The sequence below is a fragment of the Curtobacterium sp. MCSS17_015 genome (assembly GCF_003234265.2).
In the GTDB taxonomy this organism is placed as follows: Bacteria; Actinomycetota; Actinomycetes; order Actinomycetales; family Microbacteriaceae; genus Curtobacterium.
The window spans coordinates 2035362-2056079 of sequence record NZ_CP126256.1 but is presented as its reverse complement, the minus strand read 5'-3'; the positions used below and the strand labels follow the sequence as shown (position 1 = coordinate 2056079).

The following is a 20718-nucleotide window of genomic DNA, read 5'->3' as shown; positions in this document are numbered from 1 at the left end:
GTGGCGGCATGAGTTGGTTGGTCACCGGCGGTGCCGGGTACATCGGGTCCCACGTCGTCCGAGCGCTCGGCGCGGCGGGCATCGACACGGTCGCGCTCGACGACCTCTCGAGCGGTTTCCGGGCGTTCGTGCCCGAGGGTGTCCCGTTCGTCGAGGGCACGATCCTCGACGGCGCACTCCTCGAACGGACCATGCGCGAGCACGCCGTGACCGGTGTCGTGCACGTCGCCGGCTTCAAGTACGCCGGTGTCTCGGTCGAGCGGCCGCTGCACACGTACGAGCAGAACGTCACCGGGATGGCGACGCTCCTGGGCGCGATGGCCGACGCCGGGGTCGACAAGGTCGTCTTCTCGTCGAGCGCCGCGGTCTACGGCACGCCCGACGTCGACGTCGTCGTCGAGGAGACCCCGAAGGCGCCGGAGTCGCCGTACGGCGAGTCCAAGCTCATCGGCGAGTGGCTGCTGCGGGACCTCGAGGTCGCCCGCGGCTTCACCACGACGTCGCTGCGCTACTTCAACGTGGTCGGCTCGGGGGAGCCCGACCTGTACGACGCCAGCCCGCACAACCTGTTCCCGCTCGTCTTCGACGCCCTGCTCGCCGGTCGCACGCCGCGCATCAACGGCGACGACTACGCGACCCCGGACGGCACCTGCGTCCGTGACTACGTGCACGTCGCCGACCTCGCGCACTCGCACGCGGTGGCGGCGCGCAAGCTCGAGTCCGGGAAACCGCTGCAGCGCGCCTACAACCTCGGCAGCGGTGACGGCGTGAGCGTCCGGCAGATCATGGACGCGATGGCCAGGGGGACCGGCATCGACTTCCAGCCCGAGGTCGCGCCGCGCCGCGCCGGCGACCCGGCCCGGATCGTCGCGACCGGCGAGGCCGCGGCGCGTGACCTGGACTGGGCGATGCGGCACAGCCTGGACGACATGGTGACGAGTGCCTGGGAGGCCCGGCGCCGCGCCGCCTGACCGGCCCGCGCCCGTCGAGCCCCGCCGCCACCCCGGCTGTGGGGCTCCTCGTGTCCCCCGAACGACCCGCAGACCCCGAGCGACACGCCCGAACGGGGGACATGCCACGGCGGAACCGGGAGGGGCTTCTATGATCCGCGACTTGACTCCGAGGAATCACACCGCTGTAATTACACCGACGGCATCGTCGTCAGGGCCGCAAACGAGACGTCAAGGGGTGATCAGGGTGAGCGCATCCGACTTCGAAGCCGGAGTGCCGGACGACTGGCACGTCGACCCCGTCGCACTCGGCGTGCCGGGTGTCCGCCGGTCGATCGAGACCGACGACGAGAACCCGCTCGCGTGGCAGGTCGACTCGCTCTGTGCCCAGACCGACCCCGAGGCGTTCTTCCCCGAGAAGGGCGGCTCCACCCGCGAGGCGAAGAAGATCTGCACCTCGTGCGAGGTCCGCACCCAGTGCCTCGAGTACGCGCTCGAGAACGACGAGCGATTCGGCATCTGGGGCGGTCTCTCCGAGCGCGAGCGCCGCAAGCTCCGCAAGCGCGCCTGAGCGGTCCCGGTCCACGAGGACCGTGCGCGGGCGCGCTCGAGCAGTCCCGCAGCGGACGCGTCCGGAGGCGACCGTCTGCGCAACGCGCCGCCGCACCCGGCCGGCACCGCGCCGTGCGGCCCGTAGAGTGGCGCCGTCATGCAGCCCAGTGCCTCCTCACGCCGCGTCACAGCGATCCTCGTCGCCGCCAACGCGGCGGACCACCTCGACCGCACCCTGAACGCCCTCGCTGCGCAGACCCGTCCGCCCGAGGCGCTCGTCGTCGTCGACGTCGGGTCGACCGACGGCTCGACCTCGGAACTGTCCTTCGGTGGCAGCGCCCAGCTCTCCCGGATCCCGGCGGGTCGCCCGTTCGGTGAAGCCGTCCGACACGGTGAGCGGGTGGCCCCGCGTGCGGAGCCCGACGAGGGCGTCGACGAGTGGCTCTGGCTCGTCGGGCACGACAACAGCCCGACCCCCGGCACCCTCGCCGCGCTCCTCGCCGCGGTCGAGATCGCCCCGTCCGTCGCGATCGCCGGGCCGAAGCTCGTCGGCGTCGACGACCCGGCACGGATCAAGGCCTTCGGCGAGAGCATGACCCGCTTCGGCCGCTCCGTCACCCTCGTGCAGGACGAGCTCGACCAGGGCCAGCACGACCGGCACACCGACGTGCTCGGCGTCTCGGCCGGCGGCATGCTCGTCCGCCGGTCCGTGTGGAACAGCCTCGGCGGGTTCGACCCGGCGCTGCCCGACGTCGACGCCGCCCTCGACTTCTCGGTCCGGGCACGACTCGCCGGACACCGCGTCGCCGTGGTCCCCGAGGCCCGCGCCACCAGCGCCGGCCCGATCGAGGAGTTCGGCCGCGCGAAGGTCTCCGAGCGTCGCCGGGTGCGCTTGCACCGCCAGGCCCAGCTGCACCGCCGCCTCACCTACGCACCCGCCGGCGTCCTCTGGTTGCACTGGCTCACGCTCCTGCCGTTCGCCGTGGGGCGCGCGATCGGGCACCTCGTCGCGAAGCACCCGGCCGCGGTCGGCGGCGAGCTCGCGGCCGCGCTCGCCGTGTCGGCCGGCGGTGGCGTCCGTCGTGCGCGGCGCACCCTCGCGGCCAACCGGAAGACCGGCTGGGCGGCGATCGAGCCGCTCCGGGTGAGCTGGCGACGGGTGCACGAGCACCGCACGACCTCACGGGACGTCGAACTCGCCCGCGCCGAGGACGCTCCGGTCGCCCGCGCGTCGTTCCTCGGCGACGGCGGCGTCTGGGTGGTGCTGGCCGCGGTCGTGCTGAGCATCGTGACGTTGTTCCCGCTGCTCGGGTCGCCGGCGTTGACCGGCGGGGGACTCCTGCCGCTGAGCACCGACGTCGGCGAACTCTGGCGGAACGTCGGGTACGGCTGGCACTCCCTCGGTACGGGGTTCACCGGCCCGTCCGACCCCTTCGCGGCGGTGCTCGCGGTGCTCGGCTCGATCACGTTCTGGTCGCCGTCCACCTCGGTCGTCCTCGTCATGCTCCTGTCCTTCCCGCTCGCCGCACTCGGCGCGTGGGCCGCGGTGCGCAAGGTGACGACGCGGACCTGGGTGCCGGTCATCGGCGCCGTGCTCTACACGCTCGCCCCCGCGCTGGTCGGGGCCGTCACCTCCGGGCACCTCGGCGCCGTGATCGCCCACGTGTTGCTGCCGTGGCTGTTCCTCACCCTGGTCGAGGCCCACCGCTCCTGGGCCTCGGCGTCCGGCGCCGCGCTGCTCTTCGCCGTCGTCGCCGCGTCGGCACCGTCGCTCCTGCCCGTCCTGCTCATCGGCTGGCTCGTCGCGCTCGTCGTCGGCTTCCGGCACGCGCACCGCCGGGTCTTCGTCCCCGTCCCCGCCGCGGTGCTGTTCGTCCCCCTCGTCCTCGCACAGGTCAGCAGGGGCAACCCGCTCGCGGTGTTCGCCGACCCCGGCGTCCCGACGGCCACGCCGGCACCGAGCGCGCTCCAGCTGGCCATCGGACAGCCGCTGCCGGACTGGAACGGTTGGCTGTCCGCCACCGCCCCGCTGGGGCTGGTCGGCGCGGTGCTGCCCGTCGTGATGGCCGTCCTGGCCCTCCCGCTCGCCGCGAGCGCGATCGGTGCCGTCCTCGGCCACCGGTGGTCGCTCGCGGGCACCGCGCTCGCCGCCGCCCTCCTCGGCTACGCGTCGGCGTTCGGTGCGACCCACCTGGCGGTCACCGGTGTCGGTTCGACGACGACGATCGTGTGGCCGGGCAGCGCCCTGTCCGTCACGGCGCTCGCGCTCGTCGTGGCCGCGTGCATCGGCATCGACACCGTGCCGCGTGCCGCGCCAGTCGTCGGGCTCGTCGCGAGCGTGTTCGCCGCCGTCGCCGTGGCTCCCGCCTTCGCCGCGTTCTACGTCGACCGGGCCGCGATCCAGCCCACGTCGGGTCGGGTCCTGAGCGCCTACGTCAACGCCGAGGCCCAGGCGAACCCGGACGTCGGCACACTCGTCGTGCAACCACAGACGGACGGGTCGCTCGCGGTCGCCCTCGAGCGGGGGCAGGGCTCGACGCTCGACGACCAGTCCACCCTCGACGCCACCGCGCTGTCGCTCAGCCGGTCCGGATCACGGCTGGCCACGCTCGCCGGGAACCTCGCGAGCCGCAGCGGCTACGACCCCGAGCCCGCCCTGCGCGAGCTCGGCGTGAGCTTCGTGCTCCTCGACGACGCCCCGGACGACCCCGAAGCGCGGGCCGTGCACGACCGGGCCGCCGGCGCGATCGGACAGAACGCGCTCTTCACGAGCATCGGCGAGACGACGAACGGTGCGCTCTTCCACTACGAGGGGGACGTCGACCGGACGAGCACCGGGTCCGCGGCGGCCGCGGCGACGCACGTGCTGCACCTCGTCGTGATCGGCATCGTGTTCGGGGCCGCGGCCCTGCTCGCCGTGCCGACCGCACCGCGCCGACGCCGTGCCACCTCGAACGTCATCGAGGCCGACGAGCCCGCCACCACCTTCGACGAGGAGCGCGACGAATGAGCACGAGCACCGCGCGCCGCTGGGCGCTCCGCGGCACCGCGACCGCCGTCGCCGTCGTCGTCGCGGCCGGCACGATCGCCGCCGCGCACACGATCGGCACCACCGAGACCCCGGGCCACCCGGCCGGCCGGACCGTCACCCCGGTGCCGGCCGCAGCCGAGCGCGTCTGCGCGGGCAGCGCCCTGCGGCTCTCGGACGAGTCCGGCAACGACGCCACGCGCGCCAGCGCCATCGGGTCGCCGGAGATCGCGAGCGCCACCACGGGCGAGGGCGTCGACCGCACCGAGCTCGAGGGCTCGACCACCGGCAGCAGCGCGCCGACGCTGCTCACCGCGCCGGCCGGGGACACCGCACCGCAGGTCGCCGGCAGCAGCGTGCAGAGCGTCTCCTCCGGCGACCTGGTCGGCGTCGGAGCGGCCTCCTGCGACGACCCGTCGCAGTCGACCTGGCTCGTCGGCGGTTCGACGGAGACCGGCCGGACCAGCCTCGTCACCCTCGCGAACCCGACCGACGTCAACGCCACGGTGGACCTGGCGATCGCCGACGCGAACGGCACCGTCAGCGCGCCCGGCACGACCGGCATCGTCGTCGCGCCGAACTCGCAGAAGGTCGTCCCGCTCTCCGGCTTCGTCACCGACCAGGGGTCGACGGTCGTGCACGTCACCTCCACCGGCGGCCAGATCGTCGCCCACATGCAGGAGACCGTCGTCCGGACCCTCACCCCGGGCGGGTTCGACATCGTCTCCGGCGGGGCCGCACCTGCCCGCACGCAGGTCATCCCGGGCGTCGTGCTCGACGACGCCGAGGGGGCACAGCGCGGCGAGGACACCTCAGACGCGGCACCCGCCCTCCGGCTCTACGTGCCGGGGGACCGGAGCGCGCGCGTCACGCTCGGCATCACGACCGCGGACGGCGGCGGCACCACGGTGGACGCCACCGCCGAGCCGGGGGTCGTCACGGACGTGCCGCTCGACGACTTCCCGGACGGCCGCTACTCGTTCACGATCACCTCGACCGTGCCGATCGTCGCCGGGGCGCGCACCACCACGCCGACCGACGACGGCCGGACCGACCTCGGGTGGTTCGCATCCGCCGAGCCGCTCGGCGAGTCGACCATCACCGCCGTCGCGGCCGGGTCGGGAGCGCGTCTCAACCTCGTCAACCCCACCCGCGAGGACGCCACGGTGACCATCGCCTCCGGCGACGACTCCCGCGAGGTCGAGGTCGCCTCCGGCTCGACCGCGACCGTCAGCGTGCCGAGCGCGCAGCAACTCCGGCTCACCGGTGCCGAGGGGTTGGTCGCCGGGGTCACCTACCAGGGCGACGACGGCATCGCCGGGTTCCCGGTCCGCCCGGCCACTGAGGTCTCGAGCCCGCTGCGGGTCTACCCCTAGCGGGTCGGCGACCGGCGGGCCGGTGACCGACGGGCTGGCCCTGACGGGCCGGCGGCCGGGTCCGGCAGGTCAGGCCGCTGGTGGTCCCGCGGGGTCGGCGGGGTCCCCGGCGTCGGTCGGGAGGCGCGGGTCACCAGTGCCGGTAGCGGTCCGGCGCCAGGTCCCACGGGTCCTTGTCGAGCAGTTCGGCGACGGCGCGGAACACCGCGGTCTCGACGACGATGCGTCGGTCGACGTCGTCCTTCTCGGGGCTGTGCGTGACCCGCTCGACGGGGATGCGGAACACCGTCACCCGTCGGCCGTCACGGTCCACACGCCACCGGGGCAGTGCGTCGGGCCGGGCCGTGTCGGTCGGCATGTCCGCGACCTGGAACACGACGCCCGCGAGCTCCTCCGGCCACAGCCCGACCAGGTAGTGCGCGGTGTCGCCCACGATGCGGTCGAAGGCCTCGGCACGGGTGATCACGGGTGCGAGCTCCGGCCCGGTGATGCTCGAACGGTACCCACGGCCGTGCCGGGAACGCCCGCGAGCACGGTCGACCTGCGGGACGGGAGGGGGCTTGCGGCGCATCCGCCCATCGTACGCGGCGGGCCCCCGAGCGGCTGCCGGTAGGGTCGGGGCGGTATGGACGTACGGATCTGCAGCAAGGTCGCCTGTGGCGCGGGTGCCTCGGCGACCCTGACGTACGACTACGCCGACTCGATGGTGGTCGTCGGACCCCTCTCGACCCGCGTCGAGCCGCACGGCTACGACCTCTGTGCCCGGCACGCCGCGACCCTGCGTGTGCCCCAGGGGTGGCGGGTCGTCCGCCGGGACCCGCCGCCGAGGACCCCGGACCGCACGGCGTCCTGACCCCAGCGTCCGGAGGCGCACGGCCGGACCGGGCCGGTGGCGGTGCCCGTGGGAGACTGGTGCCCATGCCGATCGAAACCCGTGCCGCCGTGCCGTTCCGCGTCGCCGACCTCACGCTCGCCGAGGCCGGACGCCACCAGATCCGTCTCGCCGAGAACGAGATGCCCGGCCTGATGGCCCTGCGCGAGGAGTTCGGCGCCGCGCAGCCCCTCGCCGGAGCACGCATCGCCGGGTCGCTGCACATGACGGTGCAGACGGCCGTCCTCATCGAGACCCTCGTCGCGCTGGGCGCGCAGGTGCGCTGGGCCAGCTGCAACATCTTCTCCACCCAGGACGAGGCCGCCGCGGCGATCGCCGTCGGCCCGACCGGCACCCCTGACGCCCCCGCCGGCGTCCCGGTGTTCGCGTGGAAGGGCGAGACGCTCGAGGAGTACTGGTGGTGCACCACGCAGGTCTTCGACTGGAGCGCCGAGGCGGCCGCGGCGGGAGCGGACTGGACGGGGCCGAACCTGATCCTCGACGACGGCGGTGACGCCACCATGCTGGTGCACACCGGTGCCGATGCCGAAGCCGCCGGGCGGGTGCCCGATGCCGGTGCGGACGCCAGCGCCGAGTGGAAGATCGTGCTCGCCACGGTGGCCGCCTCGCTCGAGACGTCCCCGGACCGCTGGACCCGCATCGCGGCCGAGATCCAGGGCGTCACCGAGGAGACCACGACCGGCGTGCACCGCCTGTACGAGCTCTCGCGCAACGGTGAGCTGAAGTTCCCGGCGATCAACGTCAACGACTCGGTGACGAAGTCGAAGTTCGACAACAAGTATGGCATCCGCCACTCGCTGCCCGACGGCCTGAACCGTGCCACCGACGTCCTCATCGGCGGCAAGGTCGCGTTCGTCGTCGGCTACGGCGACGTCGGCAAGGGCGCGGCGGAGGCACTCCGCGGACAGGGCGCGCGCGTCATCGTCAGCGAGGTCGACCCGATCTGCGCCCTGCAGGCCGCGATGGACGGCTACCAGGTCGCGCGGTTGCAGGACGTCGCGGGGGAGGTCGACATCGTCGTCACCTGCACCGGCAACCTCGGCGTCGTCGGGGTCGACGACATGCTCGCGTTGAAGCACCTGGCGATCGTGGCGAACGTCGGACACTTCGACAACGAGATCGACATGGTCGGGCTCGAGACGCTCCCGGGTGTCGAGAAGGTCGAGATCAAGCCGCAGGTGCACGAGTGGCGTCTGCCGAACGGCCGGTCGATCCTCGTGCTGAGCGAGGGCCGCCTCATGAACCTCGGCAACGCGACCGGGCACCCGTCGTTCGTGATGAGCAACTCGTTCACCAACCAGGTGCTCGCGCAGATCGAGCTGCACACGCGGCTCGACTCCTACCCCACCGGCGTGTACGTGCTGCCGAAGCACCTCGACGAGAAGGTGGCGCGCCTGCACCTCGACGCGCTGGGGGTGCGGCTGACCGAGCTCCGGCCGGAGCAGGCGTCGTACATCGGCGTCGCGGTCGAGGGCCCGTACAAGCCCGAGCACTACCGGTACTGACGCGCCGCGGGTCCGGGCGGGGGCGGGAGGCCCGGCCGGACCCGTCGCCTGCTCGGTGGCCGCAGCTGAGGTCATCTCCCCCAGCCCTTCCGGTGACCTCAGCGGGGGAAGCCGGGCGGGCGGGCACCGGCCACCGCCGCTGCGGCGTCGAGGGACCGTACCCGGCCGCCGAAGGCCAGCAGGTCCCGCTGCCGACGGAGCGCGACGACGCCCGCCAGGAACTCCTCCGGGGCCACGGGCGGCACCGGGTGCGCGTACCCGGCGACCTCGGCCGCCAGCGCGCGGGCGGTGGCCTCGCGGAGGGCCGGCTGCACCGTCGCGGCCCCGCGGAAGAAGGCCCCCAGACGGTTCTCGAGCCGCTGCGGGAGCGCACGGACGTCGGCCACCCGGGCCCACGCGGTCAGCGACGGCGGCAGCAGCACCGACGGTGCGGCGGACCGTGGCAACCGCTCGTGCTGCACGACGGTCCCGGCGAGCAGATCGCCCAGTCGGCGCGGCCGTGAGCCGAACAGGGCGACCACGAGCGCGAGCGAACCGAAGGTCGTCCAGAGTTCGAGCAGCCCGACCAGCGACCGGGTGAACGCGTGCCGGAAGGACACCGCTCCACCGTCGAGCCGGACCACCCGCGTGCCGAGGGCGTACCGCCCGACGCTCTTGCCACGGGTCGCCGTCTCGACCGCAGCGGGGACCAGGACGAAGACGGTCACGATGACGGCGATCTGCGCGGCAGCGCCCCAGGCGTCGTCGATGCCGACCGGCCAGACGCGAGCCAGTCCGATGAGCAGCATCACGAGGAGCGCGACCAGGCACAGCGCGTCGAGGAGCGCTGCGGCGAGACGGAGCACGATGCCGGCGGGGACGACGTCGAGCGCGACCGCCTCGCCCACCACGAGCGCGTCGTCGGTCTCGTCGAGCGCGCGGACGAACCGTCGGTCCGCCAGGTCCCGGGGCGTGCTGCGCTTCGGCATGGGATCATTCTGGCGGAAGCGTGCCACGAGCGGCAGGACGGACGCGGAGCCGGTCCGGTCGAGTGCCGCGAGCGGACGACCACGCGGACGATGACGAGGGGGAGACCGGATGGACCTGGACGCGTACGCAGACGTGCACCGCGAGCGGTGGACGGAGCTCGACCGGCTCGCCCGGCGCCGGCCGACCTCCGGCGCCGACGTCGACCGCCTCGTCGCCGGGTACCAGGCGGCCGCGACCGACCTCGCGCGGATCCGTGCCGCCGCTCCCCGGTCCACGACCGGGGACCGCCTGTCCCTGACGCTGCATCGCGCCCGGCTGCGGTTCACGGGTGCACCGGTCGATCCGCTGACGGTGCTGACGCGGTTCTTCGCACTGCAGCTGCCGGCGGCGCTCTACCGGATCCGCTGGGTGACGATCTGGGTCGCGGTCGCGACCGTCCTCATCGCGGTCGTCACGGCGGTCTGGATCACCTCGACACCCGGCGCCGTCGCCACCTTCGGGACCGACGCCGCCCTCCGGCAGTACGCCACGCAGGACTTCGTCGACTACTACTCCGACCACGGCCTCGGTGCCTTCACCGCGCAGGTTTGGACCAACAACGCCTACATCGCGGCGAGCATGGTGGCGTTCGGCATCACCGGGCTCTTCGTGCCGTACTCGATCATGCAGAACGCCGTGGGTCTCGGCGTCTCGGCGTCGGTCATGCACTCCCAGGGGCGGTTGGGCGACTTCTTCCTGTACATCGCGCCGCACGGGCAGCTCGAGTTGTACTCGGTCTTCCTGGCCGGTGGGGCCGGCCTGATGATCGCCTGGTCGTGGATCGCGCCCGGTCACCGCACGCGGGGGCAGGCGCTCGCCGAGGACGGTCGCGCGCTCATCACCGTCGCGATCGGGCTGGTACTGACCCTGCTGCTGTCCGGTGTCGTCGAGGGGACGGTCACCCGGCAGGAGTGGCCGTGGCCGGTGAAGATCGGCATCGGCACGGTGGCGCTCGCGCTGGTCCTGGCGTACCAGTGGGTGCTCGGCGGCCGGGCGTACCGGGCGGGGGAGCGGGGCGACCTGGACGAGTTCGACCGGGGAGCCGCGGCGATCGTCGCGGGCTGACGGGCTGACGGGCTGACCGGCTGACCGGCTGACCGGGCGGACCGGGCGGCATCGGGTGACCCGCCCTCGGGCGACCCGCCCGGCGCGTGGAGGGCGAGGCGGACCGGCGGTCGCCTGCCGGCGCCGGTCAGAGCCTCCCGGACGCCTTCGCCCGGATGTACGCGTCCGCGGTCCGCGGCGGGACGTCCTCGGGCGCCCCCCGCACCACCTCGGCGCCCGCGCGGCGGGCGACGTCGGCGACCCCGTCGGCGTCGAGCAGGGTCCGCTCGGCCGCGGCACGGCGGTACACGTCGTCACCCGCGCGTCGTCGCCACCCGGGCCGGAGGGCAACCGGGTCACCGCCGCCGACACCCCGCCGTCCGGCGCGGTCACGTCGTCCCCGAGCGACCTGGAGGCCCGACCCGGCCCCGTCGGTCCGCCCACCCGGTGCGGCCATCCGCAGCACCGCCGGGTCCTCGACCGACGTGACGACCACCGCGTGCCGACGCCCGAGCACGGGCAGCACCGTGAGCAGGTCCCCGGAGGCACCGACCGAGTCGAGGCTCGTCGCGAGCACCACGAGCGCGCGCTGTGTGGTGACGGCGTCGACGATGCCGGGGACGGCGGCCCAGTCGGTGGCCCGGAGCCCCGGCTCGGTGGTCGCGAGAACCGTGCCGAACCGTTGGACGACGTCCGCGCGCGTCGCACCGTGCACACGGCCCCGGACGACGTCGTCGAGCACGATGAGGTCGACCCGGTCGCCGGCAGCGGCCGCGAGCGCCCCGACCAGCAGTGCGGTCTCGATGGCGGTGTCCAGGCGGGGTTCGTCGTCCACGCGCCCCGCTCCGGCGCGTCCGGCGTCGACGACGACCACGACCCGTCGGTCGCGCTCGGGACGCCACGTCCGCACGACGAGGTCCTGCCGTCTGGCCGTGGCGCGCCAGTCGATCGACCGGACGTCGTCTCCGCGGACGTAGTCGCGGAGGGAGTCGAACTCGGTGCCGTGGCCGCGCAGCTGCAGGGTCGTCTCGCCGTCGAGCTCCCGCAGGCGGGCCAGGCGCGAGGGCAGGTGCCGGCGTGACCGGAACGGTGGGGTGACGACGAGTTCGTCCGGCGCCGCGACGACGCGCTGCCGTGCCGCGAGTCCGAGTGGTCCTGCTGCGCGGAGCGCGACCCCGGCGGTGGTGCGCCGGCCGCGACGGAAGGGGCTGAACCGCATCCTCGCGGTCCGTCGTTCGCCGGCGGGCACCGTCATGGGGATCCGGCGCGGCTCGTGCCCGGCGGATGGCTCCCACATGTCCCGGACCACGGCGCGCAGCACCCGGCTGCCGTCGTTGGCGAGCACCAGGGTGCCGTCGGCCGTCGTGTCCCGACGGGCGAGGCGGGGCATCCGGCGTTCCACCCGCACCCGCCGGAGGTCCGCCGCGAACACGAGGTCGACGCCGGCGGCGAGCACCACGACGCCGATCCACGCGACACCGCCCCACCCGCTGCCGAGCAGCACGGTGGGGACGATCGCGACGGCGAGGAGCGCGACGAACCGGCCGGTGACCGCCACTAGATCGGCACCCGCACCTGCTCGAGCACCTGCTGCAGCACCCCGTCCGCGTCGACGCCCTCGAGCTCGGCGTCGGGAGCGATCCGCAGCCGGTGCCGCCACACCGGCAGGAGCATCGCCTGCACGTGGTCGGGCGTGATGGCGTCGTAGCCGGTCAGCCACGCCCAGGCCTTCGCGGCGGCGAGCAGGGCGGTCGAACCGCGCGGGCTCACCCCGACGCGGACCGACGGCGTCTGCCGGGTGGCACGGGCGAGGTCGACGACGTACGCGAGGACGTCGTCACGAGCGCCGACGTCCCGGACGGCGCGCTGGGCGGCCCGGACCTCGTCGACGCCGACGACGGGCACGATGCCGGCCGACCGGACGTTGCGTGCCACGAACCCGTCCGCGTGGCGGCGGAGCACCTGCCACTCGACCTCGCGTGGGGGCAGGTCGAGCGTGAGCTTCATGAGGAACCGGTCGAGCTGCGCTTCCGGCAGCGTGTAGGTGCCCTCGAACTCGATCGGGTTCATCGTCGCGGCGACGAAGAACGGGTCGGGCAGCCCACGGGCGGAGCCGTCGACGCTGACCTGTCGTTCCTCCATCGCCTCGAGCAACGCGGACTGGGTCTTCGGGGGCGTCCGGTTCACCTCGTCGGCGAGCAGCACGTTCGTGAACACCGGTCCCTCGCGGAATGGGAACGTCCCGGTGGAGGCGTCGTACACGAGTGACCCCGTGACGTCGCCGGGCATGAGGTCGGGGGTGAACTGGATGCGCTTGGTGTCGAGCGACATCGCCGCCGCGAGGCTCCGAACGAGCAGGGTCTTCGCGACACCGGGGACGCCCTCGAGCAGGACGTGTCCCTGCGCGAGCAGACCGACGATCATGCCGGAGACCGCTCCCTCCTGTCCGACGACGGCCTTGCCGACCTCCGCGCGGACACGGCCGATGACGTCGCGGAGGGGGTCACCGTCCGTCCCGCGTCCGGAGCTGGTGGTGGTGGGCAGGTCGGTCACGATCGTCCTCCTGGTCGCGGGTCGGTGGTCGGTGTCGGTGCTGTCGGTGGCGGCTCGGCCGGTGGCGCCGGCGGTCCGTTGCGCTGCGGGGTGCGGCTGGTGCTGCCCCGGTCGGTGCGGTCCGTCGGCACGTCCGTCCGGGAGGCGCGGCGCACGTCGCCGGAGACCGCCCGGCCGACGGCGTCCTCCAGTTCGTCGAGCGCGGCGGCGCCGGCGACGAGCGCACGGTCGTCGCCGGTCGGCCCGCCGACGAGGACCGCGCCGACCTCCCCGACCGGACGGCGGGTGACGGCTGCGGCCCGGCGCACGACCGCGTCGACGTGCGCCGAACGGGGCAGGCCGAGTGCCTTCCCGATGCGGAGGACAGCGGCGACGCGGAGGGTGTCGAGCGTGTGGGTGCGGTCGCGGACCCGGGCGGCGAGGCGCGCGCGACCCTCGGTGGTCTCGGCGGCGCGGACCACGACGGGCAGACGCTCGACGACGAGGGGACCGAGTCGCCGACCGCGCCAGCACGCGGCGGCGACCGCCACGACCCCGAGCAGCCCGATGGCGCTCGGGACCCACGGCGGGGCGAGGTCGCCGAGCGTCGGCGCGGCGTCGGCGCTCCCGGCCGTCGGGACGTACCACAGCAGGTCGTCGTGGCTGCCGAGCAGCCCGAGCGCCAGGGCCGCGTTGCCCGCGCGGGTGACGGTGTCGTTCCGGAACGCGTCCGTGGTGCCGACGACCGTGACCCGTCCGGCGGCCGTGTCCGCCCGGAGGAGGCCCCATCGACGGTCTTCACCGGACCCGGTCGGGACACAGCGGAGCAGGTCCGGGTCGTCGGTGGCGTAGGTGACTCCACCGGTGGTCACGGACCCGGCGGCCCGGGCGGCCGGGATCCCGCACGAGGTCGTCGACGCCACCGTGGTCTCCGAACTCCCGCCGGCTGGTCGCGCGTCGACGCGGAAGGCCTCGAGGACGCCGGGGTCGGTCGTGACGAGGACGACGTCGGGCGCGGTCCGCGCGATGCGGCGGGCGACGGACGGGGCGAGCACCCCCGCCGAGTCGTCCACGAGGACGGTGCTGTCGGCCGCCGCGTCGTCCGTCGTGACCCGGTCGGCGTCGGAGACGACCGCGACGTCGACGCCCTGCTGCCCGAGCACCCGGACGATCGCCCGCGAGCCGCTGCCCGTCGTCGAGGACGGGTCGAGCGGGGTGTCCGAGGAACGGTCGCCCGTGCCCACGACGGCCGTCAGGGTCGCCAGGAGCAGCCCGACGACCACCACCGCACACCAGGCTCCGATGCGCACGGCGCGATCACGGGGATCCGGCCTTGCCGTCGCCGTCGAAGTGGTGGTCTGGTCCGGTGCCGCGGTGCGGGTCGCGGTGGCGCTCATGCCCGGACCCCTTGGTGGTCGACCGGGCGACGGGGGTCGCCCGGGCGGTCGACCGGTCGGGACTCGCGGACGGCCCGCTCGGCGTCGAGCACCCGCCGGGCGGTGGCCTCGTCCGCGTCGACCCCGAGGTACCGGACCGCGTCGAAGGCGTCGGAGGCGTCCCGCAGGACCGGACCGAGTGCGGGGAACGGCCGGGTCGCCCGGTCCGCGATGGCGCGCGCGGTCGCACCGGGCACCACGGCGACCAGGTCCCGCTCACCCAGGCCGCGCGCCAGGGCCCGGTAGCCCTCGAGCACCGCGGTCGACCAGTCGCCGGCGGCCAGAGCCGCGCGGGCGGCCACCGCGACGGCGTCCGCCGTGCGGAGGTCGTCGTCGTCGAACACCCCGCCCAGGTCGTCGGCCCGGATGCGGGCACGTCGGCGGGGGAGTCCGCGGTTCACCACGACGAGCACCACCACGGCCACGAGCACGACGATCGCCACGACGAGGAGGACCCGGCCGAGGGTGACGGAACCGGCACCGTCGGGCTGCAGCGAGCCGAGCCAGTCGAGGAACGCGCGGGAGGCCCGGTCCCACCAGGTCTCCTGGACCCCGCGGTACTCCGACCGGCCGAGCTCCTGCTCGAGCAGCCGACGTGCCTCGTCCGGGTCGACGGCGCTCACGGTCGGCCGCTCGGCGGGTCCTGCTGGCGTCGGTGCGGCAGCCCGGGTTGTTCCGGCGGCCAGGGTTGCTGCTGTCCCTGTGGCGGGCCCGGTTGCTGCGGCCAGCCCGGTTGCTGGGGCCAGGGCTGTTGTCGGGGCCAGCCCGGTTGCTGGGGCCAGCCCTGTCCCTGTGGCCAGCCCTGTCCCTCTGGCCAGCCCTGTCCCTGTGGCCAGCCCTGCTGCTGCGGCCAGCCCTGCTGCTGCGGCCAGCCCTGCTGCGGGGACCACGGCGGTCGGGCCACCGGGGCGGCCGGAGCGAACGGGTCGGCCGGTTGCCCGGTCTCCAGGTGCGCGGCGATACGCTGGTCGAGCGCCTCGGTCCGGATCCGCCGGTCGATCGCCAGGAAGGTCGTGACGGAGGCGCCGAGGACGTCCGTCACGCACTGCACCGCGATCACGAGCAGGCTGCCGACCACGAGCGCGACGATCCCGCCCGCGGAGGGCGCGCCTCCGGTCGTGTCGGTCTGGCCCAGCGGGTCGAACACACCGGAGAACAGTGTCAACGCGACGGTCAGCGGCACGCTGGCGATGCTCGCGGCGACGCCGAACACCACCTGGACGAGCAGCAGGATCCCGAAGGTGCGCCAGAAGGCCCCGCGGGTGAGCCGCCACGACTGGCCGGCCGCCGAGAACACGCCGCGACCCTCGAGCGCGATGGTCGGGACGGTGAACGCGAAGCGTGTGACGAGGAACGCGACGAGGACGGCGAACCCGAGCACCATCACGACGACGGTCAGCACGAACCAGCCGACGGCGCGCTCGCCCGCGGCGAGCGCGGCCACGAAGGCGAGCACGACCAGCACGAAGACCGTGCCGATGACGGCACCGGCGGCGAGCTGGAGCAGGATCCAGCCGACGACCGCACCCCGGCGCCCGGCGAGGAGTGACCACAGGCCGCGGAACGTCCCGCGGCGACCGAGCACCCGCTGCCCGGTGTCGACCGCGATCGGCGCGACGAGGAAGCCGCGCGCCAGGTACGCCAGGAACGGCAGGCCGATGCTGAGCACCGCGTAGAGCGTCACCGTCCCGGCGATGATCGTGTCGGTGTCACCCGTGCCGTCCACCGCCGACAGCATGCGGGTCTGCAGGGTGCGCTGCCCGAACGCGGAGGCGAGCGTGGACACGAGCCCGAGGACGCCGGAGAGCAGCACGGCCCAGAGGAGCAGCACGCGGGCGTTGCGGCGGAAGACCGTGAAGGCGCCGGCCAACACGTCGCCGAGGCCGAGCGGGCGGAGCGGGATGACGGGGCGGTGCGGCTGCGGACCCGGCCCGACCCCGGACGGGGGCTGCGTCGGTCCGTACCCCGGGCCGGTCTGGCCGGACGTCGTGCCCGAGGAGCCCGCCGGACCGGACGGGACGCCGGACGCACCGTCCCCGACCCGGTCGTGCTGCCCGGCAGCACCGTGCCCTGCACCGTGCTCCGGTGGCGTCCCCGCGCCCGGAACGTGCCATCCGCCGTCGACCATCGTGACCGCCCCCTCGCCTCGGTCGTTGCCGGAACGCACGACCGGGTCCCATCCTGTCGGAAAACCTGTGCCGACGAGGGCTCGGCTATCGTGAGCGGAGCGTGCCCGTCCCTGGGCACCCCCGACCTGCCCCTCGGAGTCCGGATCCCATGACACCGCGCATCCTCGTCGTCGACGACGACCAGGCCCTCGCCGAGATGATCGGCATCGTCCTCCGCTCGGAGGGCTACGAGCCCGACTTCAGCGCCGACGGCAACGACGCCGTCGACGCGTTCCACGCCACGAAGCCCGACCTCGTGTTGCTCGACGTCATGCTCCCGGGCATCGACGGGATCGAGGTCTGCCGGCGGATCCGTGCCGAGAGCGGCACGCCGATCATCATGCTCACCGCGAAGGGCGACACCGCCGACGTGGTCGCGGGCCTCGAGAACGGCGCCGACGACTACGTGGTCAAGCCGTTCAACCCGAAGGAGCTCGTCGCCCGGATCCGGACCAGACTGCGCCCGACCGCCTCGGACGCGACCGTCCTGCACGTCGGGGACCTCGTCGTCGACGTACCGGGCCACGAGGTGCGCCGCGGCGACAAGCCGATCGCCCTCACCCCGCTCGAGTTCGACCTGCTCCGCGCCCTGGCCGAGAAGCCGAGCCAGGTCTTCACGCGCGAGATGCTCCTCGAGCAGGTCTGGGGCTACCACTACAAGGCGGACACCCGCCTGGTGAACGTCCACGTGCAGCGGCTCCGCGCGAAGATCGAGCACGACCCGGACAACCCGCGCATCGTCACCACCGTCCGCGGCGTCGGGTACCGGGCCGGCGCGCAGAGCTGACGCCCGTGCCGTCGACGTCGGTCCCGGTGCCGTTCCGCCGGACGCGCCGGCGGGCCCGGTACTGGCTCCGTCGGATCTGGCGGGGGATCGCCTACCTGTGGCGCCGCTCGCTGATGGTGCGCTCGGTCGCGATCACCGTCGCGACCACCGGGCTGGCGGTGGCGGTCATCGGGACCGCTGTGATGGTGAGCATCTCGAACAACGTGTACGCGCAGCGCCGCGACCAGATCGAGGCGGAGTCGGCACGGGCCACCATCGTCGCGCAGGGGATCTTCGACGCCGCGACGGCGGCCGAGGACAACAACCAGACCGAACTCGAGTCGTTGCAGAGCGAGGCGCAGAACGCGATCCTCTCGAACACGACCAGCCCGGGCGGCACGAGCATCGCCATCGAGCGGACGCCGGGCGAGCGGACCCCGCAGATCCTGCAGAACGTCGCGAGCACCGGCTTCCCGGACGCGGTCATCACCGACGAGCTCCGGAAGCGGGTCGCGGCCGACACCGGGGAACTCAGTCTGCAGCCGGTGCGCCTCGACGGACCCGACGGCCGTGGTCCCGGGCTCGCCGTCGGGTCGACGCTCGACATCCCGAGCGCCGGGCAGTACGAGCTGTACCTCGTCTACGACCTGTCCGACGCGCAGCAGACCCTCGACTTCGTGTCGCAGACGCTCTCCATCGGCGGAGTCGCCCTCATCGTCCTCATCGCCCTCGTCACGTCCCTCGTGGTGCGGCTCGTGGTCCTGCCGATCCGTGGCGCCGCCGAGACGAGCCGCAAGATCGCCGCCGGGCGCCTCGACGAGCGCATCCCGGTCCGGGGTGAGGACGACATCGCGACCCTGGCCCGGAGTTTCAACGACATGGCCGACGCGGTCAGTCGGCAGATCACCCAGCTCGCCGAGCTCTCCCGCGTGCAGCAGCGCTTCGTGTCGGACGTGTCCCACGAGCTCCGCACCCCGCTCACCACGATCCGGCTCGCCGGCGACCTGCTGTACGACGCCCGGCACGACTTCGAACCATCTGCCGCGCGCTCGGCCGAACTGCTGCACGCCCAGGTCGACCGGTTCGAGCTGCTGCTCGCCGACCTGCTCGAGATCTCGCGCTACGACGCCCAGGCCGTCGAACTCGAGACCGAGTCGGTCGTGCCGGCGGCGCTGACGGCGGACATCGTCGACGAGTTCCGTCCGCTCGCCGACCGGGCCGGCATCGAGCTCCGCCTCGCCACCCCGGGCGGCCACACCACCATGCAGCTCGACGGTCGTCGCATCCGGCGGGTGCTCCGGAACCTGGTCGGCAACGCCATCGAGCACGGCGACGGTCGCCCGGTCGACGTCGTGGTCGACAGCGACTCGCGATCGGTCGCGATCGCGGTGCGCGACCGCGGCGTCGGGATGCCCCCCGAGGACACCGCCCGGGTGTTCGACCGGTTCTGGCGCGCGGATCCCAGCCGCAAGCGCACCATCGGCGGCACCGGGCTCGGGCTCGCCATCAGCCTGGGCGACGCCCAACTGCACGGCGGGCGCATCGACGTCTGGTCGCGACCGGGCGAGGGTTCGGCGTTCGTGCTGGTCCTGCCGCGCCGCAGCAGCGAAGCGCCCCCGACGTCGGCGATCCCGCTGCCCGCGCTCGACGAGTCGTACGACGGACCGACCGCATCGGAGGACCGACCATGAGCAGGACCACCGGCACCGGACACCGCGTGCGGCGGGCCCTCGCGACGGCGCTCGCCGCCCTCACGCTCCTGGGCGTCACGGCGTGCGCGGCGATCCCCGAGTCCGGACCGGTGCGGGCCGGGAAGTCCATCACCGACGAGTCGCCCTCGGGCGGCGTCGACTACCGACCCTCCGGACCCGAGGCCGGGTCCGACCAGACCGAACTGCTCACCCAGTTCATCGACGCAGCCACCGGCGCCCAGAACGACTACGCGGTCGCCCGGGAGTTCCTCAGCGCCGGGTTCTCCCAGAAGTGGAACCCGCGCCAGGGCGTCACGGTCCGCCAGGGCGACGGCGAGGTCGAGCGCGTCGGGACCCGCGAGCTGACCTACACGCTCACCGCCAGCGCATCGGTCGACGCCGACGGCGAGTACACCCAGGCGGTCCGCCCGACCTCGTCGACGCTCACCTTCCAGTTCACCCGTGAGGACGGCGAGTGGCGGATCGCCTACGCCCCCGACGGCATCATCCTGTCCCCGGTCAACTTCGTCTCGGTCTTCCAACCGCACGCGCTCTACTTCTACGACCCGACGTACCGCTACCTCGTGCCCGACGAGCGGTGGTTCCTCGCCCGCTCGTCGACGAGCACCCGCATCGTCAGCGCCCTGCTCGCCGGGCCGGCCGAGTGGCTCGAGGGCGCCGTCGTCTCGTCGTTCCCCGAGGGCACGCAGCTCTCCCTCAACGCGGTCACGATCGAGAGCGGCAGCGCACAGGTCGACCTCTCCAGCGAGGCGCTCCGGGCGAGCACCGTCGAGAAGGTCCGGATGCGTGAGCAGCTCACGGACTCGCTGTCCTCCATCGCCACGGTCTCCTCCGTCGACCTCACCGTCGAGGGCGTCTCGGTGCCCCTGCCGGACTCGAGCGGCACGAGCGCGCAGCGGAACCCGGACGTCGACGCCAGGCCCCTCGTGGTGCAGGACGGCGTCGCCGGGTTCGCGACGCCGAGCACGGGAGAGGTCACCGGCCTCGGCGGCGGGATGAGCGGTCGGATCGCCGACCTCGAGCCGGCGTCGCTCGCACTCTCCGCCGCGGGCACGGTCGCGGCCGTCGGCAACCGCGACGGCGTCTTCGTCGTCCGCAGCGGCAAGGACCCGCTCCGCGTCGACACCCGTGGCGGCCTCGTGCCGCCCTCGATCGACGACCAGGGGTTCGTGTGGGTCGCGGAGCGCTCCGACCCCCGCTCCATCGCCGCGTACGGCCTCGGTGGCGACCCGCACCAGGTCACCTCGACCCTGCCCGAGGGTCGGCTCGTGTCCTTCGAGGTGTCGCGGGACTCCACCCGCGCGCTCGCGCTCCTGGACACCGACGACGGGGCCGCCCTCTACGTGCTGGCGATCACGCGCGGCTCCGACCGGGCGCCGACCTCGCTCGGTCCGCCCGTGCGCGTCCAGGCCGCCGCCGGGGACCCCGTCGGCGCGACCTGGGTGGACGAGCTCGACGTCGCGTCCGTCGGCCGCACGGAGACCGGGTCCAGCGTCGTCCGGACGACGGTCGGCGGGCAGTCGGAGACGCTCGCGAAGCCCGACGGCACCGCGACCGCCATCGCCGGGGGGAGCGGCAGCGCGCTGCTGCTCCGGATGTCGGACGGCTCCGTGCTGCAGTCGACGGGTGGTGGGTGGGACACCACGGGCGTCGCCGCGTCGGTCCTCGGCGTCCAGCGCTGAGGCACTTGCCCTCCACGGACGTCCCGGACGCCGAGCCCGTCCACAGCTGTCCGGGCGGCCTCGGCGT

General features: G+C 74.0%; 17 protein-coding genes. 10 read left to right on the top strand and 7 right to left on the bottom strand.

Annotated elements, in window-relative coordinates:
* Positions 1–8 precede the first annotated feature (8 nt).
* The 4 genes from galE to DEJ18_RS09585 all read left to right on the top strand — a co-directional run bounded on the left by galE (position 9) and on the right by DEJ18_RS09585 (position 5906).
* A complete protein-coding gene (galE, locus tag DEJ18_RS09600) occupies positions 9–971 on the top strand; it encodes a UDP-glucose 4-epimerase GalE (protein WP_111211012.1) in 963 nt (320 codons plus the stop codon).
* A 217-nt stretch (positions 972–1188) separates the two neighbouring features.
* On the top strand, positions 1189–1521 hold the full coding sequence (locus DEJ18_RS09595) for a WhiB family transcriptional regulator (RefSeq protein WP_375334644.1): 333 nt from the start codon (positions 1189–1191) through the stop codon (positions 1519–1521).
* A gap of 138 nt (positions 1522–1659) precedes the next feature.
* Positions 1660–4512 (top strand): glycosyltransferase family 2 protein, encoded by a 2853-nt coding sequence (locus DEJ18_RS09590; protein WP_111211013.1) that lies wholly within the window; start codon positions 1660–1662, stop codon positions 4510–4512.
* Positions 4509–5906: a DUF5719 family protein gene (locus tag DEJ18_RS09585; protein WP_111211014.1), complete on the top strand. Its 1398-nt coding sequence runs from the start codon at positions 4509–4511 to the stop codon at positions 5904–5906. The genes DEJ18_RS09590 and DEJ18_RS09585 overlap by 4 nt, the downstream gene beginning before the upstream one ends.
* Before the next feature lie 130 nt (positions 5907–6036).
* Here DEJ18_RS09585 and DEJ18_RS09580 read toward each other — a convergent pair whose 3' ends face one another.
* A complete protein-coding gene (locus tag DEJ18_RS09580; protein WP_111080486.1) occupies positions 6037–6477 on the bottom strand; it encodes a metallopeptidase family protein in 441 nt (146 codons plus the stop codon).
* A 54-nt stretch (positions 6478–6531) separates the two neighbouring features.
* Between DEJ18_RS09580 and DEJ18_RS09575 the strand changes: the two genes are divergently transcribed.
* Together DEJ18_RS09575 and ahcY are read left to right on the top strand one after the other, a co-directional pair.
* On the top strand, positions 6532–6759 hold the full coding sequence (locus tag DEJ18_RS09575; protein ID WP_111080485.1) for a DUF3499 family protein: 228 nt from the start codon (positions 6532–6534) through the stop codon (positions 6757–6759).
* A gap of 65 nt (positions 6760–6824) precedes the next feature.
* Complete coding sequence (ahcY, locus tag DEJ18_RS09570) at positions 6825–8303, top strand: adenosylhomocysteinase (protein WP_111211015.1); 1479 nt, start codon at positions 6825–6827, stop codon at positions 8301–8303.
* Between the two features lie 98 nt (positions 8304–8401).
* Here ahcY and DEJ18_RS09565 read toward each other — a convergent pair whose 3' ends face one another.
* Positions 8402–9271: an RDD family protein gene (locus DEJ18_RS09565; RefSeq protein ID WP_111211016.1), complete on the bottom strand. Its 870-nt coding sequence runs from the start codon at positions 9269–9271 to the stop codon at positions 8402–8404.
* A 109-nt stretch (positions 9272–9380) separates the two neighbouring features.
* Here DEJ18_RS09565 and DEJ18_RS09560 point away from each other — a divergent pair, with 109 nt between their 5' ends.
* Complete coding sequence (locus DEJ18_RS09560; protein ID WP_111211017.1) at positions 9381–10376, top strand: stage II sporulation protein M; 996 nt, start codon at positions 9381–9383, stop codon at positions 10374–10376.
* A 127-nt stretch (positions 10377–10503) separates the two neighbouring features.
* Here DEJ18_RS09560 and DEJ18_RS09555 read toward each other — a convergent pair whose 3' ends face one another.
* From DEJ18_RS09555 to DEJ18_RS09535, 5 genes are read right to left on the bottom strand one after another with little or no spacing between them, the layout of a single operon-like run.
* Complete coding sequence (locus tag DEJ18_RS09555; protein WP_111211018.1) at positions 10504–11913, bottom strand: DUF58 domain-containing protein; 1410 nt, start codon at positions 11911–11913, stop codon at positions 10504–10506.
* Positions 11913–12908: an AAA family ATPase gene (locus DEJ18_RS09550; RefSeq protein ID WP_502866245.1), complete on the bottom strand. Its 996-nt coding sequence runs from the start codon at positions 12906–12908 to the stop codon at positions 11913–11915. Before DEJ18_RS09550 ends, DEJ18_RS09555 begins: the two co-directional genes overlap by 1 nt.
* Positions 12905–14284, bottom strand: a complete 1380-nt coding sequence (locus DEJ18_RS09545; RefSeq protein ID WP_146241602.1) for a DUF4350 domain-containing protein — start codon at positions 14282–14284, stop codon at positions 12905–12907. Before DEJ18_RS09545 ends, DEJ18_RS09550 begins: the two co-directional genes overlap by 4 nt.
* A complete protein-coding gene (locus DEJ18_RS09540; protein WP_111211020.1) occupies positions 14281–14946 on the bottom strand; it encodes a DUF4129 domain-containing protein in 666 nt (221 codons plus the stop codon). Before DEJ18_RS09540 ends, DEJ18_RS09545 begins: the two co-directional genes overlap by 4 nt.
* Entirely contained in the window at positions 14943–16490 is a 1548-nt protein-coding gene (locus DEJ18_RS09535; protein WP_111211021.1) for a glycerophosphoryl diester phosphodiesterase membrane domain-containing protein, read from the bottom strand. The genes DEJ18_RS09540 and DEJ18_RS09535 overlap by 4 nt, the downstream gene beginning before the upstream one ends.
* Before the next feature lie 110 nt (positions 16491–16600).
* Here DEJ18_RS09535 and mtrA point away from each other — a divergent pair, with 110 nt between their 5' ends.
* From mtrA to DEJ18_RS09520, 3 genes are read left to right on the top strand one after another with little or no spacing between them, the layout of a single operon-like run.
* On the top strand, positions 16601–17278 hold the full coding sequence (gene mtrA, locus DEJ18_RS09530; RefSeq protein ID WP_111080477.1) for an MtrAB system response regulator MtrA: 678 nt from the start codon (positions 16601–16603) through the stop codon (positions 17276–17278).
* A gap of 5 nt (positions 17279–17283) precedes the next feature.
* A complete protein-coding gene (gene mtrB, locus DEJ18_RS09525) occupies positions 17284–18948 on the top strand; it encodes an MtrAB system histidine kinase MtrB (RefSeq protein WP_258376967.1) in 1665 nt (554 codons plus the stop codon).
* Complete coding sequence (locus DEJ18_RS09520) at positions 18945–20651, top strand: LpqB family beta-propeller domain-containing protein (RefSeq protein WP_111211023.1); 1707 nt, start codon at positions 18945–18947, stop codon at positions 20649–20651. The genes mtrB and DEJ18_RS09520 overlap by 4 nt, the downstream gene beginning before the upstream one ends.
* Positions 20652–20718: the final 67 nt, after the last annotated feature.